This is a genomic window from Microbacterium paraoxydans, assembly GCF_900105335.1.
Lineage (GTDB): Bacteria > Actinomycetota > Actinomycetes > Actinomycetales > Microbacteriaceae > Microbacterium > Microbacterium paraoxydans.
The window spans coordinates 579183-594576 of the sequence record NZ_LT629770.1 but is presented as its reverse complement, the minus strand read 5'-3'; the positions used below and the strand labels follow the sequence as shown (position 1 = coordinate 594576).

Sequence of the window (15394 nt, the reverse complement as noted above, 5' to 3'; positions counted from 1 at the left end):
CTTGCCGCCACACACAAGCAGCGCCGCCTACTGGCGGGGCACCGTGAGGTAGGAGGCAAGCTGATGGACGAGCAGAACGAGCCGCACGACGGCCAGAGGCAGGAACGGGCGAAGCTGCGACCACGTGAAGCGCTGGTCGGATACATCGACTCCGAACCCAGGCTCACGTACAGCAAGAACGGGATCGCGCGGTTGTACGCGCGCGTCGGCGTCGATCACTTCCGTCGTGACGGCGAGGATTCGTTTGTCAAGACCGGCACCACGTTCCACGACATGGTGCTCTTCCGCAAGACCGCCGAGGAAGCGAGCCAGAAGTTCCAGCAGGACGACCGCTTCATCGCACAGGGGTACGTGCGGCCGTTTACCGATCAGAACGGCAACGAGCGTGAAGAGTTCGTGGCCACGAAGATCGGCCACGACATGATGTGGACGCCCTACACCGTCGACCGTGCGCCGCAGCAGGAGACACCGCAGCGTGAGGCCCCGGGCCTCGACCGCAGCCAAGGGTTCGAGCGCGACGACCGGCCCGCGCAGCAGCGCGAACCGGCCGTGATGTCGCAGTAGGACAGGGCCGACACCATGAATGACGAAGAGGACTTCGTACCCGAGCAGGACGAGCCAGAACCCGAAATCGACCACGGCACCACAAACCGGGTCGGGGCGGCGGGGCCGATGCTCGATGAACCGCCCGGCCCGATCAACTGGAATCTGCTGACCGCCGACGACGCCGAGGCCGCATGGTTGGAACTGAACCAGTGGGTGAACTGGCTTCGCACGACCTACGGGCTGCCGTCGTCGGTGGTGCCTCCCATGTGGCACCGTCACCCCGAGCTGCACTGGGAACTCTCAGCGCTTCACACCCATTGGCTGTGCGCGTTCGACCCGCAGCAGAACGGTTCGGCCCCGATCGGCTGGCACCGGGATTTCGCGGACGCCAGGCAGCGGCTGCGTGATTGGGTCGCCGCGTGCGGCACCCGCCTCGACCGCGACCGGCCCACGCGCCAGACCGTCTGGCCCGGCGAGGACGAGGCCGAACCGATCGAAGACACCCCGATCACCGACCGCGACGAGGACTTCGTGGCCTACGTCATCGCCGACGTCGAGCGCCGCCGCCAACTCGAACACGACTTCTACGCCAACCTCAACCCCGAGACCGGCGAGATCAGCTGAGCATCGCACCGCTTACGGGGCCGAAGCCCTACTCCCAAGTTTCGGCCCCGCTCTCGTGTGCCGGTCAGTCGCCGAGCATGCGCCCGGTCCGACGCGGCGCGCTCACTGACGGCTCGAACTGGGCAGGCTCCCGGCGCACGGCGTGACCTGCGGGCCGAGGCGCGGGGCGCTCCAGCGCGGTAGCGGACAGGTCGTAGCCGCCCCAGGGTGAGTAGGCAGGAACGTGGCGGATGCCGAACTGCTGGCGTTCGGTGATGATCGGGGCACCAGGTATCTGCATGTGCTGCGGGTAGCGTTGCTCAATCCACCGCAGGGCCACTTTCGACAGGCCCTTGTCGGTGCGTACCCGAATCTGGCCGGGAACCACGGGGAGGTCTCGCCACCCCGGTACGGCGTGATCGTGCCACGCTTCGACCGCATCTGACTCGCCGCCGGCGTCGGACTGCCACGCGCACGGCCCGCAGACGATCTTCTTCAGCAGATCGCCCGGCCCCTCCGCGTCGGGCTCAGGGCGAAGATCGGCGTGGAACATCTCGGCGCGATGCTCGCCGAACTCGACAGTGGCATGACTGAAGCGGTGCCACATATGGCTACGCGCGAACGAGCCGAAGCTGCCGTTGATGAACCGCCAGTGCTCAAACGCCTCGTCCAGCAGCCTCGGTGGGTAGTAGTCCTCGGTGTAGTGCAGCGGTGCTCCGGCCCACTCGGGCAGTCGCGCGCGGGCGTCCTCGCGGGCGAACTCATCGAAGTCGAACGCCAGCTGCTCCATCGTGGCCATACGGGTAGGTACCCGACCCACGACGACCGCTCTTCCGACAGCAGCGTGCAGGCGCTAGACTAGGGGTAGGCGACATCAATGTTCAGCTAGTCGTCACCGGCCCCAGGCAGGTGGCAGACGAACCGGGGAAGCCGCCCCGGCAAGTCCATCCCATAGGAAGCGTCGCCGCTTCGGGAGGACTTGACCATGATCTGGCTCATCTTCATCGCAGTCGTCATCCTTTTCCGGGTGCTGCGGCCTTGGATACCCTCGACCATCCTGCTCGACTGGTTCCGCACTCAGCGCGACCCGAAGTGGGGTCTGTGGGCCGTGCTCGCCGGGGTCGTCTACTTCGGTTTCGCCTACGGGTGCACCGTCCTGATCGACAACGGAGGCCCGGAGTGGCTCCACCTCTTCGTTCTGATCGGGATCTGCGAGGGCTTCCGCTTCCTCTTTCACGGCTTCGGCATCTACCTCCGGCTCCGTGCCGCCCGCCGCAAGGAACGCCGCGTCGCCCGTGACGCTAACGGGCAGGCGAGTTCACCTGGCGGGTATGAGGCACTACCGGGTGACGAGCACGGGCCGACGTATCTCGGCCGAGCCTCGGGTGCGCTCCAAGCCTGACAACAAGCAACTGATCGCGCTGGTTCTGCACATCGCGGATGGACTTCACGCCCAGGAGCTTGATGAGCAGCAGCGTCGCATCGGTGATCGACACAGCACCGGAAACACGACGCACGCCCATTCGTCGTCTGGCGAGCAAGGAGGCCACCATGACCCTGACAATGCCGATACACGACACGGATACGTCGCCGCTTCTGACAGCGGTGACGTATCAACGTGTCTCGACCAAGGAGCAGGCGACCAAGGGGGGTCGTGACGAGGGGTTCTCCATCCCCGCTCAGCGCCAGGCGAACGCGCGCAAGGCCGAAGACCTCGGCGCACGCATCGTCGCCGAGTTTGTGGACGCCGGAGAGTCCGCCCGCTCAGCTGACCGGCCAGACCTGCAACGGATGCTGGAGTACATCGCCACGCATCAAGTCACATACTGCATCGTCCACAAGGTCGACCGCCTCGCCCGCAACCGACTGGACGATGTGGAGATTCACCGCCGCCTGGTCGAAGCCGGGGTGACCTTGGTGTCTGCGACGGAGAACATCGACGAGACGCCCTCGGGGATGCTGCTGCACGGCATCATGTCCTCCATCGCAGAGTTCTACTCCAAAAACCTCGCATCCGAGGTCAGCAAGGGCCTGAACCAGAAGTTCGAGACCGGCGGAACCCCGATGCGAGCACCAGTCGGGTATCTCAACGTCCGCAAGCGTGACGAGCAGGGCCGCGAGTACCGCACCGTCGAGATCGACGCCGAGCGCGCCCCGCTGGTGAGGTGGGTATTCGAGCAGTACGCGACCGGTGAGCACACCGTTGTCAGCCTGCTCGCCGAGGCCACCGCGCGCGGACTCACCACCGTACCCACGCCGAAGCGTCCGTCCGGGCCGGTGGGCCGTTCCACGTTCTTCTCGATGCTGCGCAACCCGTACTACATCGGCATCGTCCGCTACAAGGGAGCCGAGCAGTCCGGCACCCACGAACCGCTGGTCGATGTCGAGACCTGGCAGCAAGTCCAACGTCTACTCGACTCCCGCAAGATCGCGGCCGAGCGCCGCCGCACGCACGACCACTACCTGAAAGGCTCCCTGTTCTGCGGCCAGTGCGGGTCACGGATGCAACTGGACTACCCCGCCAACAAGCAAGGCGTGCGCTACGCCTACTACGTGTGCTCCGGTCGGGCCTCCAAACGGAAGAACTGCACCCGGCGGGCCGTGCCGGTCGGTATCGCCGAGCAGCTGGTCGCGGACTGCTACCGAGACATCTCCATCACCGAAGAGCAGTACGCCGCCCTCGCCGCTCAGGTCGAGACAGCGTTCGATGAACGGCTCGCCTCCCGCTCCCAGGAACTGGCCGACCTGACCGAGAACCGCAAGCGGCTCCAGAACGAGAGCGACAAGCTGCTCGCCGCACACTTCGCCGACGCCATCGACCTCGACACCCTCAAACGGCACCAAGACCGCATCCGGGCCGGGCTTGCAGACATCGACCGCCGCCTCGCCAGCGAACACGACCAGCACGAGGGCTCACGCAAGCACCTCAGCACCGCGCTCAGCCTGCTCGTTGACTGCGCGACCCTGTACGCGCGCGCCGACGACCAAGGCAAGCGGCTGGCCAACCAAGCGCTCACCAACGGCATCGAGATCAGCGAAGACGAGAGGGCGACGATCAAGCTCGCTGAGCCGTTCGCCGCCCTCGCACCAACACCGGCTTCCACCGATGTCAGGTGTTCTAGTACGTCTGAAATTGTGGACCTGAGGGGACTCGAACCCCTGACCCCCTGCATGCCATGCAGGTGCGCTACCAGCTGCGCCACAGGCCCAGACGCTGCTCCGGAGTGCTCCGGGCAACGTGAAAACACTACTACACGAATCCGCATCCGCACCAATCGGCGCGGGCTGCCCGGGCGCGTCGGGGCGCGAGGAACATCCGGAGGAGCGACGGCGTTCGATCCATCGTGAGCACTCTCGACAGCATCGTGATCGGCGCCGGCCAGGCCGGGCTGTCCGCGTCGTTCCACCTGCGTCGCCGCGGGATCGAGCACGTCGTGCTGGACGCCGATGCGCGGGCCGGGGGAGCCTGGCAGCACCGGTGGGACGCCCTCACGATGCGCGACGTGCACGGGGTCGCCGAGCTCCCGGGAGACAGCGCGCCGCCGCGGGACGAGCGCCGGGCGAACATCGCGGTGCCGGAGTACTTCGCCGCGTACGAGAAGGCCCATGATCTTCCGGTGCTGCGGCCGGTGCACGTCCGCCGGGTTCATGACGACGAGGGCGTCCTGGTCGTCGAGGCCGACGAGGGGGAGTGGCGCACCCGCACTCTCGTCAACGCGACGGGCACCTGGACGCAACCCTTCATCCCGCATTATCCGGGGATGGAGACGTTCCTCGGGGAGCAGTTCCACACCGTCGACTACCCCGGCCCGGAGCACTTCCTCGGCAAGCGGGTGCTGGTCGTGGGCGGCGGTGCATCCGCCGTGCAGTTCCTCGGTGCCCTCGCTCCTCTCACCGAGACGCTGTGGGTCACCCGACGCCCGCCCGTCTGGCGGGACGACGACTTCACGCCGGAGGCCGGTGCCGCCGCGGTCGCGCTCGTCGAGAAGCGCGTGGCGGCCGGATTGCCCCCGGAGAGCGTGGTCAGCGTCACGGGGCTCATGCTCCGACCGCAAGAGAGGGAAGCGGAGCGTCTCGGAGCGTACGCCGACCGTCGACCGCTCTTCCAGCGCATCGAGCCCGACGGCGTGCGCTGGTCCGACGGAGCGTTCGAGCGCGTCGACGTGATCCTGTGGGCGACGGGGTTCCGGCCGGCCATCGGCCACCTCGCCCCGCTCCACCTGCGCAGTGCCGCGGGCGGGATCCAGCTCGACCGCGGCGGCCGCGGCACGACGGCCGTCGCGGATCCCCGGGTGCAGCTCGTCGGCTACGGCCCGTCCGCGAGCACCATCGGCGCGAACAGAGCGGGGCGTCCGCGCGCTCGCGAAGGAGGGCGCCGCGGTCTCCTCGTGACCGTTTCGTCGTCCGGCGCCTCCTGTGGATACGCTGGGAGGCATGCTGCGCATCATCCTGACCGTCGTCTGGCTGCTGCTCTCCGCGTGGCTCGTGGTGTGGGTGGGGGAAGGCCTGTTCGGTGTGAACCAGCGCGAGTCGATCCTCCCCTTCGCGAGCGATGACGGCCTGGGCGGACCGATCGTGATCGGCGTCGCCTGGGGCCTGCTGCTCACCTTCGGCGGATCGATGTCGGGTCTGGCGCGGCGCAAGAAGGTCCGCGGGCCGGCGCAGATCGGCGTCGGCACCGTCGTCGAGATGTCGCGCACCGGCGTGACCGTGAACGACGTGCCCCAGTACGACCTCTTCATCCGGGTCAGCCCCAGCGTCGGCGACGACTTCATCGGACAGCTGCGCATGCTGCTCGACGCCGGTGACGTCGGAGCGCTGCAGGTGGGGCAGCCCGTCCCTGTCCGCTACAACGTGGACGACCCCGACACCGTCGAGCTCGCTGACCTCAGCGACCCGAGCGTCCGAGAGGCGATGCTGCAGTGGCGCATCGACCGCGGCCTCATCGACCCGTCCCAGGTCCGCGCTCGTACGACGGGGACCCAGGTGCCCGCGTCCGTCGTCGAGGTGCGTCCGACCGGGCGACGCCGCGAGGGGCAGAGCGAGCTCGCGCTGAAGGTGCTCGTGGCCCCCGAAGGAGCAGAGCCGTGGGAGGCCGACACCACCGTGTTCGTCTACCCGCAGGCCGTATCGCGCCTGCAGGTGGGGGCACCGATCTGGGCGTTCTACCGGCGTGAGGATCCGCACACGGTCGCCGTCGCCATCGAGAAGGAGCCGGCACGATGAACCCCCTCGACACGCTGATGTGGCTGGTGAACTTCCCGGCCGCGCACGGCTACGCGATGGTCTTCATCGCGGCGTTCTCGATCCTCGGGCTGTTCGCGGTGTCCGCGCGGGGAACGACCGGAGGCGGCTCGCTGCGGGCTGTCCGCGAGCGGGAAGGGCTTGTTCCGGCGGGCACGCGATCCAGCGGCGGCATCGGCGGCTCCGTGGTCCGCGTGTTCTTCCGCGTCCTGGCCTTCGTGATGCTCGGCTCCCTCATCATCGGCATCCTGAGCCTGACCGGTGTCCCGGTGACCCGCGCGTACATCTTCGAGAACGGTCGTCCCACCACCGGCACGGTGGACGGGGACTGGGTGACGTTCACGGCCGCGGACGGCACCGAATACACGCTGGAGAGCGACTTCTTCACTCCGGCCGTGTACCCGGACCGTGACGCGTGGCTCCCGAGTGGGGCACCGGTGGTCGTCCGATACCTGCCCTCGCATCCGCAGGCCTTCGTCATCGACAGTTCGCAGATCCCGGACTGACGTCGGCGAGGGCGCGTAGGGTGAAGACATGTCGCGCATCCTCGTCTTCGGCGGCCACGGCCGCATCGCCCTGCTGCTCGCCCCGCTCCTCGTGGCCCGCGGTCACGAGGTCACGGGGGTGATCCGGAACCCCGATCACGTGTCCGAGGTGGAGGAGAGCGGCGCGATCGCTCTCGTCGCCGACATCGAGACCATGGACGTCGACGCCCTCACCGAGATCATCCGCGGGCACGACGCGGTGGTGTGGTCGGCCGGTGCCGGGGGCGGGAGCCCCGAGCGCACCTACGCCGTCGACCGGGACGCGGCGGAGCGGACCATGGACGCGGCGGAGCGCGCGGGTGTGCGACGCTACGTCATGGTGTCGTGGATCGGCTCCACGGCCGATCACGGCGTGCCGGAGGACGACTCCTTCTTCCCGTACGCCGATGCGAAGTGGGCCGCAGACGAGCACCTCCGCGCTTCCGGCCTCGACGGGACCATCCTCGGCCCTGGCACGCTGACCTTCGACGATCCGACCGGACGCATCCGCATCGACCCGGAAGGGCGCGGCGAGGTCTCCCGCGCCGACGTCGCGGCGGTCATCGTCGCGACCCTGGAGGATCCGGGCACGATCGGGCGCACCATCCGCTTCGGCAACGGCGACGAGGAGACCTCGGTGCCGATCGCCGAGGCGCTCGCGCGCTGAGAGCGATGAACCGGGGCTGGTCACGGGTGCGGCGAGGCGTAGGCGCCGCACTCGTCCTGCTCGCCCTCACGGGAGGTGCCTGGGTGTCGGCGGCTGCACAGTCCAGCCCGGAGCCGGCTGCCGAGGCGGTGTCGGTGCAGGCTGCAGAACCTGACGCGATCCGGGAGCAGGCCGCCGCCCTCGTCGCGGACATGAGCACGGCGGATCAGGCGTCATCCATCGTGATGGGACACATCGGCGGGACCGATCCGGCGGCGCTACGCGACTACATGAAGTCGGGGCTCGGAGGCTTCATCCTCATGGGTGGGAACATCCCGGCGACGGAGGAAGAACTCCGCGCACTGACGGCCGCGCTGACGATCGACCCGGCCCTCCCGCCGCTGATCGCCGTGGACCAGGAGGGCGGCATCGTCTCGCGACTGCCCTGGGACGCCTTCCCAGCGTCGACGACCCTGAAGAGCCGTCCGGTCGCCGAGACCTCGGCGGCCTTCGCGGCCCGCGGCGCGCTCGTCGCCCGCGCCGGGATCACCGTCGACTTCGGCACCGTCGCCGACGTCCCGACGGACCCCGGCTCGTTCATCTTCGGGCGTGCCCTCGGCACCGATCCGGAGAGTGCCGCCGACCGCACCGCGGCGGCGACCGCGGCCCAGGAGCACTTCGTCGCGTCCACGCTCAAGCACTTCCCCGGGCACGGAGCGGCGCCGGGAGACTCCCATCACGCGATCCCGAGCACCGGAATGACGAAGGCGGCGTGGCGTGAAGGGGACGGCGTCCCGTTCGCCGCCGGCATCGAAGCCGGCGCCTCGTTGCTCATGTACGGCCATCTCGCGTACACCGCCGTGGACTCCCGTCCGGCGTCGCTCTCCGCGGAGTGGCATCGCATCGCGCGGGAGGAGCTCGGCTTCGAGGGTGTGGCCGTGACGGACGACCTCGGCATGCTGCTGTCCTCGGGGGATCCGGCATACGCTGACCCCGTCGCGAACGGCGTCGCCGCGGTCGCGGCCGGCAACGACCTCGTGCTCATAATCGCGGGGTCCACGGCGCAGACCGCGACCGAGATGGCCGCGGGGATCGCCGCGGCCGTCGACGCCGGGACGCTCCCCGCCGAGCGTCTGGAGGACGCGGCGACCCGCGTGCTCACCCTGCGTCTGGAGCTCGCCGCAGCGTCGTCGTCGTGGGCCGTCTGTGGGGACTGCACTGCCCGCTGACGCTCAGGCTGCGGCGCGCTCGTCCGGGCCGAGCCAGGCGGTGAGGAGGGAGGCGCGGAGGACGGCGCCGCGGTCTGCGAAACCGCGCTGGCGCCGGACGTACTCGGCCTTGCCCTCCGGCGTCTCGATGCGTACCGGTTCGACGTCCCACGCCGACAGGTCGTACGGGGCGGCCTGCATGTCGAGCAGCCGGATGTCGCGCGCCAGCTCGAACGCGTCCAGCAGCAGCTCTCCGGGAACGAGCGGACCGAGCTTCATCGCCCACTTGTACAGGTCCATGCCGGCGTGCAGGCAGCCGGGCTGTTCGAGGAGGGGCTGATCCTCTCTCGTCAACGCCGCCCGGTTGCGAGGCACCGCCTCCGGAGTGAAGAACCGGAAGGCGTCGAAGTGCGTGCAGCGGAGATCGTGACCCTCGACCACCGCGTCCGTGCCCTCCTGCCCGAGCCGCAGGGGGACGGCATGCCGATGCTCTGCGGCGCGATAGACCATCGCCCACTCGTGCAGGCCGAAGCAGCCGAACTGCCCGGGACGGGAGCCGGTACGGCGCAGCATCAGCGAGACGAGGCGAGCGAGCTCCGGCTTCTCGGCGGCGAAGCGCTGGGCGTCGGGAATCGCGCCGCCGGGTGACATCCCGGGGGAGTACCAGCGCCATGTCACTCGCTCGGATGCGTCCTGCAACTCCACGCCCGCCCCCGGGTGCCACCGCCGGAGCTGCGCGGGCTTATAGCCGTAGTAGGTGAAGAGGAAGTCCCACACCGGGTGCTTCTCGCCGCGCGCCACACGGTCTCGGTGCTCGGCCGTCAGCGCGTCGGCCCGTTCCCGATGCGCGTCCTCGCGCCGGAGCCAGTCGTCACGCCTGAGGATCATGTCAGTGCAGGATGCCGGCATCGCCGAGCTGGTCGCGGAGGCCGGCGCCGTCCTCTGCGCTCACCCAAGGAGCCTCGTCAGCGTCATGCGATTCCATCTCGGCGCGACCGCCGGCGAGCACCGCCTCCGCGGGCAGCAGCCGTCGGATCGCGACACCCGCGACGGAATCCGGGTACTCCTCCTGGAACTGCGTGTAGATGGCCTCGTCGTGCTGGCCGTCGTCGCCGATCAGCAGCCATTTGACGTCCGGGAACTCGGTCGCCAGCCGACGGAGGTTCGTGAGCTTGTGCTCGCGGCCGCTGCGGAACCAGCGATCGTGCGTAGGACCCCAGTCGGTCAGCAGCAGCGAGCCTGCGGGGAAGAGGTGCCGACCGAGAAACCGTGACAGGGTGGGCGCGACGTTCCAGGCGCCGGTGGAGAGATAGATCATGGGGGCACCGGGGTGCTGCCGGAGAAGCTGATCGAGCAGAACCGCCATCCCCGGCACAGGAATGCGTGCGTGCTCGTCGACGACGAACGAGTTCCAGAAGGCGATGAAGGGGCGGGGGAGCGCGGTGACCATGACGGTGTCGTCGACGTCCGAGACGACGCCGAACCGGGTGGTCTCCGCGACGATGAAGGCCCGGGCCTCGATGGGCTCCTGCCCCTCGACAGTGATCGTGAAGGTCTGCCAGCCGGGCTCGAGATCGGCGCGGATGACGGTGTCGATGACCCCGCCGCGGTCGGCGACCACACGATGCGTGCTGTCGCCGACATGCACGTCGACGGAGGCGAAGCCGACAGGGATGCCGACGAAGCTGCGCCAGCCGCGGATGCTCGCCGGTTCCCCGTCGCGACCGCGGCGCTGCGGCGGGACGATGAGCACACGACCGAGCACACGGACCCATCCGGGGCCGCCGTAGCCCGGGAAGGGCAGCACGGTGGCGTTCCGGCCGCGGCGGCGCGCTCGTCCCTCGCGCCACACGTGCAGGCGGTGCTCGAGACGGGCGAACCAGTGGATCCTGGGCGCCGGGGGTGCGGGGGCCATTGCCTCAGTCTTTCACGTCGGCGTCGGACTCCACCGCCGGTGCCTCCAGATGACGCGCCTCCAGGCGGTGCAGCAGCCGCTTGCCCAGGTAGGCGAGCACGAGGAACAGGGCGATGACCCCGACGAACAGGTAGCCCGCGAAGTGCACGCGGTCGACGAGCTCACGGAAGCTCCCGGCCGCCAGCGAGGTCACGCTCACGTACGCCGAGGCCCAGATGATGCAGGCCGGGGTCGTCCAGGCCAGGAAGCGCCGGTAGGGGTACTCGCTCATCCCCACTGTGAGAGGGACGAGGGAGTGGAGGACCGGGAGGAAGCGGGAGAGGAAGATGGCGATGCCGCCGCGACGTGCAAGGTAGTTCTCCGCGCGGACCCAGTTGTGCTCCCCGATCCGCCGCCCGAGCCAGGAAGCACGGATGTAGGGGCCGAGCCAGCGGCCGAGCCAGAAGCCGATGCTCTCTCCGATGAGGGCGCCGACGACGACGGCGACACCCATCGCGATGCCCTCGAGGGGAGTGGCGACGCCCATCGAGGCGATGATGACGATCGTGTCGCCGGGGACGATGAGGCCGATGAGGATGCTCGTCTCCAGCATGACGGCGAGACCCGCGACCAGAGTGCGCGTGACCGGATCGATCGACTGCACGGTGTCGAGGAGCCAGAGCAGGAGGTCGTCCACCCCATGAGGATACGGGAGCGGCCCGGTCCTAGGCTGGAAAGGTGCCCGACCGCCTGACCCCCCGACCGCTGCCGTCCTGGGTGGCTCCGGAGCGTGTTTTCGCGGTGATCGCGCAGCAGCTGGCGGATGTGTTCTGGCTCGATGCGGGCGCTGACGCCGCCGAGGGATGGAGCTTCCTCGGCACCGGGGTCGCCGAACAGCTCCCGGAGGACGTGCGCCTGGATGCCGGGCCCGTCGAGGCGGGGATGCCGCCGTTCCGTGGAGGATGGGTGGGCTGGCGCGACTACGAGAGCGGAGCCGTCCGCGCGGGGGCTCCGGTCGCCACCGACCCGGAGCCGGAAGCCCGGACGTGGCTGCGCGTGACCATGGCCGTGGCGTTCGATCATGCCGCGCACCGCCTGTGGCTTCTGGCCCCGGAGGGGGAGTCGCGTGAGGGGGAGCGCTGGCTGCAGTCCCTTCTGAGCGACGCCGGCCCGGAAGCGCTGACGCCGCGGGTGGTGGAGGATCGTCACGCCGCCGAGGCCCGCCACACCCCTGCCGCATACGAGCAGCTCATCGACCGCTGCCGCGACCTCATCCACGCGGGCATCGCGTACCAGCTCTGCCTCACGACGCGGTTCACCGTGCCAGGGACCCATGACCCCGTCGCCGTGTACGAGCGGCTGCGGGCGGCGACTCCCGCCCACCATGGCGGATTCCTGCGCATCGGGGGACGTGCGCTCCTCAGTGCCAGCCCCGAGCAGTTCCTCCACGCCGCCGGTGGCGTCATCCGCACCCGTCCCATCAAGGGGACCCGCCCTCGAGGCGCCGACGCCGTGACCGATGCCGCGCTCGCCGCAGAGCTCGCCGCGGATCCGAAGGAGCGGGCCGAGAACGTGATGATCGTCGACCTCATGCGCAACGACCTCTCCCGGGTGTGCGTGCCGGGGTCGATCCGGGTCGAGGGGCTCTGGGAGGTCGAGAGCTATCCGGCCGTGCATCAGCTCGTCAGCACCGTCAGCGGCACGGCCGCGGAGGGGACCACGGTCGGGGCGCTGCTGGAGGCCGCATTCCCCGCCGGAAGCATGACCGGAGCGCCGAAGCTGTCGGCGATGACGCAGCTGCACGAGCTCGAAGGCGGCCCGCGCGACATCTATGCCGGCTGCTTCGGCTATATCGGCGTGGACGGTGCGCTCGACCTCGCGATGGTGATCCGCAGCATCGTCGTGGACGAGGAGGCTGCGTTCGTCGGCGCCGGTGGCGGGATCACGTGGGGATCGGTGCCCGCGGCCGAAGTGCGTGAGGTCGCCACGAAGGCCCGCGCCCCTCTCGCGGCGCTCGGCGCGGAAATGCCCGCCACCTGGCGTTCCGATATCCTGAACTGATCCCGTTTTTCCCTTCAGATTGGTCGTGCGTTCGTTGTCCGAGAACATGTCCACCGCTCCCGTCGACGAGGAGTTCTCCTCGCCGCACGCCATCCAGGCCAAGTGGCAGAAGTACTGGGCGGAGCACGAGACGTTCCTCACGGGCGGAGACGACGACACCCGGCCGCGGCGCTATGTGCTGGCCATGTTCCCGTACCCCTCTGGCGACCTGCACATGGGGCACGCGGAGAACTACCTCTACTCCGACATCGTCGCTCGCTTCTGGCGTCACCGGGGCCACAACGTCCTGAACCCGATCGGGTGGGACTCCTTCGGGCTGCCGGCGGAGAACGCCGCGATCCGCCAGGGTGCTGACCCGCGCGAGTGGACGTACCAGAACATCGCGCAGCAGAAGGTGGGCTTCCAGCAGTACGGCGTCTCCTTCGACTGGAGCCGGGTGCTGCACACGTCCGACCCCGAGTACTACCGCTGGAACCAGTGGCTGTTCCTGAAGATGTACGAGCGGGGCCTGGCGTACCGGAAGAAGAGCCCGGTCAACTGGTGCCCGAACGACCAGACCGTTCTGGCCAACGAGCAGGTCGTGGATGGGCGCTGTGAGCGCTGCGGCTACGAGGTCGTCAAGAAGAAGCTCACCCAGTGGTACTTCCGCATCACCGACTATGCGGACCGCCTGCTCGACGACCTGAACCAGCTCGAGGGGTTCTGGCCGCACAAGGTGCTGCAGATGCAGCGCAACTGGATCGGCCGTTCCGTCGGCGCCGATGTCGACTTCCGCATCGAAGGCCGCGAGGAGCCGGTGACGGTGTTCTCGACCCGTCCGGACACGCTGCACGGTGCGACGTTCTTCGTCGTCGCGCCCGACGGCGACCTGGCCGCCGAGCTCGCCGCGGAGGCCGAGCCCGAGGTGCGCGAGCGCTTCCAGGCCTACCTGGCCGAGGTGCAGAAGACCACGGACATCGATCGGCAGTCCACCGACCGTCCCAAGACGGGCGTGTTCCTGGGCCGCTACGCGATCAACCCGGTCAACGGCGAGAAGCTCCCGATCTGGGCTGCCGACTACGTGCTGGCCGACTACGGGCACGGCGCCGTCATGGCGGTCCCGGCGCACGACCAGCGCGACCTGGACTTCGCACGCGCGTTCGATCTGCCGGTCAAGGTCGTCGTCGACACCACCGCTCCGGTCACCGGTGCCATGCCGGTCATCGAGGTGGACGAGGACGGCGTCCCGATCGATGCCGATGCCGCGCTCGACGAGCAGAACCCGGCGAAGACCGGCGTCGCGCTCACCGGCGAGGGGCGCATGATCAACTCTGGTCCGCTGAACGGACTGTCGAAGCGCAACGCGATCGCGCGCGCCATCGAGCAGCTGGAGGCCACGGGGACGGGGCGGGCGGCGAAGAACTACCGCCTGCGTGACTGGCTGATCTCGCGTCAGCGTTTCTGGGGGACGCCGATCCCGATGCTGCACGCCGAGGACGGCCGGATCATCCCTGTGCCCGAGGACCGGCTGCCGGTGAAGCTGCCGAGCGTGGAGGGTCTCGATCTCAAGCCGAAGGGCACGTCGCCGCTGGGCGGCGCGGAGAGCTGGGTACGCACGACCGACCCGGAGACCGGCGACCCGGTACTCCGCGATCCCGACACGATGGACACCTTCGTCGACAGCTCCTGGTATTTCCTTCGGTTCCTGTCGCCGAACAGCGACACGCAGGCGTTCGACCCGGCCCAGGCGGCGCGCTGGGCCCCGGTGGACTCGTACATCGGCGGTGTCGAGCACGCGATCCTGCACCTGCTGTACGCCCGCTTCATCACCAAGGTCCTCTTCGACATGGGGCTGATCGACTTCACCGAGCCGTTCTCCAACCTGATCAACCAGGGCATGGTGCTGCTGGACGGCCAGAAGATGTCGAAGAGCAAGGGCAACCTGGTGCTGTTCCAGGAGGAGCTCGACGCCCACGGTGCGGACGCGCTCCGCGTCGGTCTGGCCTTCGCCGGTCCGGTGGAGGACGACAAGGACTGGGCGGACGTGTCGACCACCGGTGCGCAGAAGTTCCTCGCGCGCGCCCTGCGGATCGCGCACGAGGTCGCCAGCCCCGTCGACGTCGTCTTCGACGGAGGCGACGCGGCGCTGCGCCGTGCGACGCACAAGCTGCTCGCCGAGGCGCCTGCGCTGGTCGAGCAGACCAAGTTCAACGTGCTCGTCGCCCGTCTGATGGAACTCGTCAACGTGACCCGCAAGACGATCGACGGTGCTGCCGGTGCTGCCGACCCCGCCGTCCGTGAGGCGGCGGAGACCATCGCCGTCATGCTCGACCTCATCGCCCCGCACACCGCGGAGGAGATGTGGGAGATCCTGGGGCACGAGCCGTCCGTCGGACTCGTGTCGTGGCGCTCCGCCGATCCGGCGCTCCTTGTCGAGGACACCGTCACTGCGGTCGTGCAGATCGGCGGCAAGGTGCGCGCGCAGCTCGAGGTGCCGGCACGCATCGGCGAGGCCGAGCTCGAGGCGCTGGCGCGAGCCGACGAGCGGGTCATCCGCTCGATCGGCGATCGCGAGGTCGTCAAGGTCGTCGTGCGGGCCCCGAAGATCGTCAGCATCGTCGTCAAGGGCTGAGTCCCCGGCGTTCTCCGCGGTTTCGCCGACCCCGGCGCGAAGCGGTGATCCCCGGAC

The 15394-nt window shown here is 69.1% G+C and carries 14 protein-coding genes, 1 tRNA gene and 1 pseudogene; 10 read left to right on the top strand and 6 right to left on the bottom strand.

Annotated elements, in window-relative coordinates:
* The first annotated feature begins 63 nt into the window (after nucleotides 1-63).
* Nucleotides 64-564 (top strand): single-stranded DNA-binding protein, encoded by a 501-nt coding sequence (locus BLU02_RS03130; protein WP_052001302.1) that lies wholly within the window; start codon nucleotides 64-66, stop codon nucleotides 562-564.
* Between the two features lie 15 nt (nucleotides 565-579).
* Nucleotides 580-1170: a hypothetical protein gene (locus BLU02_RS03125; RefSeq protein WP_036341012.1), complete on the top strand. Its 591-nt coding sequence runs from the start codon at nucleotides 580-582 to the stop codon at nucleotides 1168-1170.
* Nucleotides 1171-1234: 64 nt separating this feature from the next.
* On the opposite strand, the gene BLU02_RS03120 is transcribed toward BLU02_RS03125, so the two are convergent.
* Complete coding sequence (locus BLU02_RS03120; RefSeq protein WP_036341015.1) at nucleotides 1235-1948, bottom strand: DUF6349 family protein; 714 nt, start codon at nucleotides 1946-1948, stop codon at nucleotides 1235-1237.
* Between the two features lie 186 nt (nucleotides 1949-2134).
* Between BLU02_RS03120 and BLU02_RS03115 the strand changes: the two genes are divergently transcribed.
* Both BLU02_RS03115 and BLU02_RS03110 read left to right on the top strand, forming a co-directional pair.
* Nucleotides 2135-2551, top strand: coding sequence for a hypothetical protein (locus BLU02_RS03115; protein ID WP_036341018.1), 417 nt, complete (start codon nucleotides 2135-2137; stop codon nucleotides 2549-2551).
* A gap of 38 nt (nucleotides 2552-2589) precedes the next feature.
* A pseudogene (locus tag BLU02_RS03110) lies at nucleotides 2590-3726 on the top strand (recombinase family protein); the annotation flags it as partial.
* Here the strand turns inward: BLU02_RS03110 and BLU02_RS17725 are convergent.
* On the bottom strand, nucleotides 3646-4056 hold the full coding sequence (locus BLU02_RS17725; RefSeq protein WP_036341021.1) for a hypothetical protein: 411 nt from the start codon (nucleotides 4054-4056) through the stop codon (nucleotides 3646-3648). The pseudogene BLU02_RS03110 and the gene BLU02_RS17725 overlap by 81 nt on opposite strands.
* A gap of 229 nt (nucleotides 4057-4285) precedes the next feature.
* Nucleotides 4286-4358 (bottom strand) — tRNA-Ala (locus BLU02_RS03105).
* Between the two features lie 135 nt (nucleotides 4359-4493).
* On the opposite strand from BLU02_RS03105, the gene BLU02_RS03100 reads away from it, so the two are divergent.
* The 4 genes from BLU02_RS03100 to BLU02_RS03085 all read left to right on the top strand — a co-directional run bounded on the left by BLU02_RS03100 (nucleotide 4494) and on the right by BLU02_RS03085 (nucleotide 8792).
* Nucleotides 4494-5705, top strand: coding sequence for a flavin-containing monooxygenase (locus BLU02_RS03100; RefSeq protein ID WP_082749964.1), 1212 nt, complete (start codon nucleotides 4494-4496; stop codon nucleotides 5703-5705).
* A gap of 666 nt (nucleotides 5706-6371) precedes the next feature.
* Entirely contained in the window at nucleotides 6372-6899 is a 528-nt protein-coding gene (locus tag BLU02_RS03095) for a DUF3592 domain-containing protein (RefSeq protein WP_060921447.1), read from the top strand.
* A 28-nt stretch (nucleotides 6900-6927) separates the two neighbouring features.
* Nucleotides 6928-7584, top strand: coding sequence for an SDR family oxidoreductase (locus BLU02_RS03090; RefSeq protein WP_060921448.1), 657 nt, complete (start codon nucleotides 6928-6930; stop codon nucleotides 7582-7584).
* A gap of 83 nt (nucleotides 7585-7667) precedes the next feature.
* Complete coding sequence (locus BLU02_RS03085; RefSeq protein WP_231919626.1) at nucleotides 7668-8792, top strand: glycoside hydrolase family 3 N-terminal domain-containing protein; 1125 nt, start codon at nucleotides 7668-7670, stop codon at nucleotides 8790-8792.
* 3 nt (nucleotides 8793-8795) lie between these two features.
* Here the strand turns inward: BLU02_RS03085 and BLU02_RS03080 are convergent, their stop codons facing one another.
* From BLU02_RS03080 to BLU02_RS03070, 3 genes are read right to left on the bottom strand one after another with little or no spacing between them, the layout of a single operon-like run.
* Nucleotides 8796-9659, bottom strand: coding sequence for a 3-methyladenine DNA glycosylase (locus tag BLU02_RS03080; protein WP_082749965.1), 864 nt, complete (start codon nucleotides 9657-9659; stop codon nucleotides 8796-8798).
* 1 nt (nucleotide 9660) lies between these two features.
* Nucleotides 9661-10686 carry an App1 family protein phosphatidate phosphatase gene (locus BLU02_RS03075; protein ID WP_060921451.1) on the bottom strand — a complete coding sequence of 342 codons (1026 nt, stop codon included), beginning with the start codon at nucleotides 10684-10686 and terminating at the stop codon, nucleotides 9661-9663.
* 4 nt (nucleotides 10687-10690) lie between these two features.
* A complete protein-coding gene (locus BLU02_RS03070) occupies nucleotides 10691-11362 on the bottom strand; it encodes a DedA family protein (RefSeq protein ID WP_060921452.1) in 672 nt (223 codons plus the stop codon).
* A gap of 41 nt (nucleotides 11363-11403) precedes the next feature.
* Between BLU02_RS03070 and BLU02_RS03065 the strand changes: the two genes are divergently transcribed.
* Both BLU02_RS03065 and leuS read left to right on the top strand, forming a co-directional pair.
* On the top strand, nucleotides 11404-12726 hold the full coding sequence (locus BLU02_RS03065) for an anthranilate synthase component I family protein (RefSeq protein WP_060921453.1): 1323 nt from the start codon (nucleotides 11404-11406) through the stop codon (nucleotides 12724-12726).
* 46 nt (nucleotides 12727-12772) lie between these two features.
* Entirely contained in the window at nucleotides 12773-15337 is a 2565-nt protein-coding gene (gene leuS / locus BLU02_RS03060; protein WP_157546988.1) for a leucine--tRNA ligase, read from the top strand.
* The last annotated feature ends 57 nt before the right edge of the window (nucleotides 15338-15394 follow it).

Bases quoted from the DNA above. Each gene is read 5' to 3' on its own strand.
- BLU02_RS03080 (WP_082749965.1), bottom strand. From the start codon at position 9,659: ATGATCCTCAGGCGTGACGACTGGCTCCGGCGCGAGGACGCGCATCGG.
- BLU02_RS03125 (WP_036341012.1), top strand. From the start codon at position 580: ATGAATGACGAAGAGGACTTCGTACCCGAGCAGGACGAGCCAGAACCC.
- BLU02_RS03130 (WP_052001302.1), top strand. From the start codon at position 64: ATGGACGAGCAGAACGAGCCGCACGACGGCCAGAGGCAGGAACGGGCG.
- BLU02_RS03075 (WP_060921451.1), bottom strand. From the start codon at position 10,686: ATGGCCCCCGCACCCCCGGCGCCCAGGATCCACTGGTTCGCCCGTCTC.
- BLU02_RS03120 (WP_036341015.1), bottom strand. From the start codon at position 1,948: ATGGCCACGATGGAGCAGCTGGCGTTCGACTTCGATGAGTTCGCCCGC.
- leuS (WP_157546988.1), top strand. From the start codon at position 12,773: ATGTCCACCGCTCCCGTCGACGAGGAGTTCTCCTCGCCGCACGCCATC.
- BLU02_RS03090 (WP_060921448.1), top strand. From the start codon at position 6,928: ATGTCGCGCATCCTCGTCTTCGGCGGCCACGGCCGCATCGCCCTGCTG.
- BLU02_RS03115 (WP_036341018.1), top strand. From the start codon at position 2,135: ATGATCTGGCTCATCTTCATCGCAGTCGTCATCCTTTTCCGGGTGCTG.
- BLU02_RS03095 (WP_060921447.1), top strand. From the start codon at position 6,372: ATGAACCCCCTCGACACGCTGATGTGGCTGGTGAACTTCCCGGCCGCG.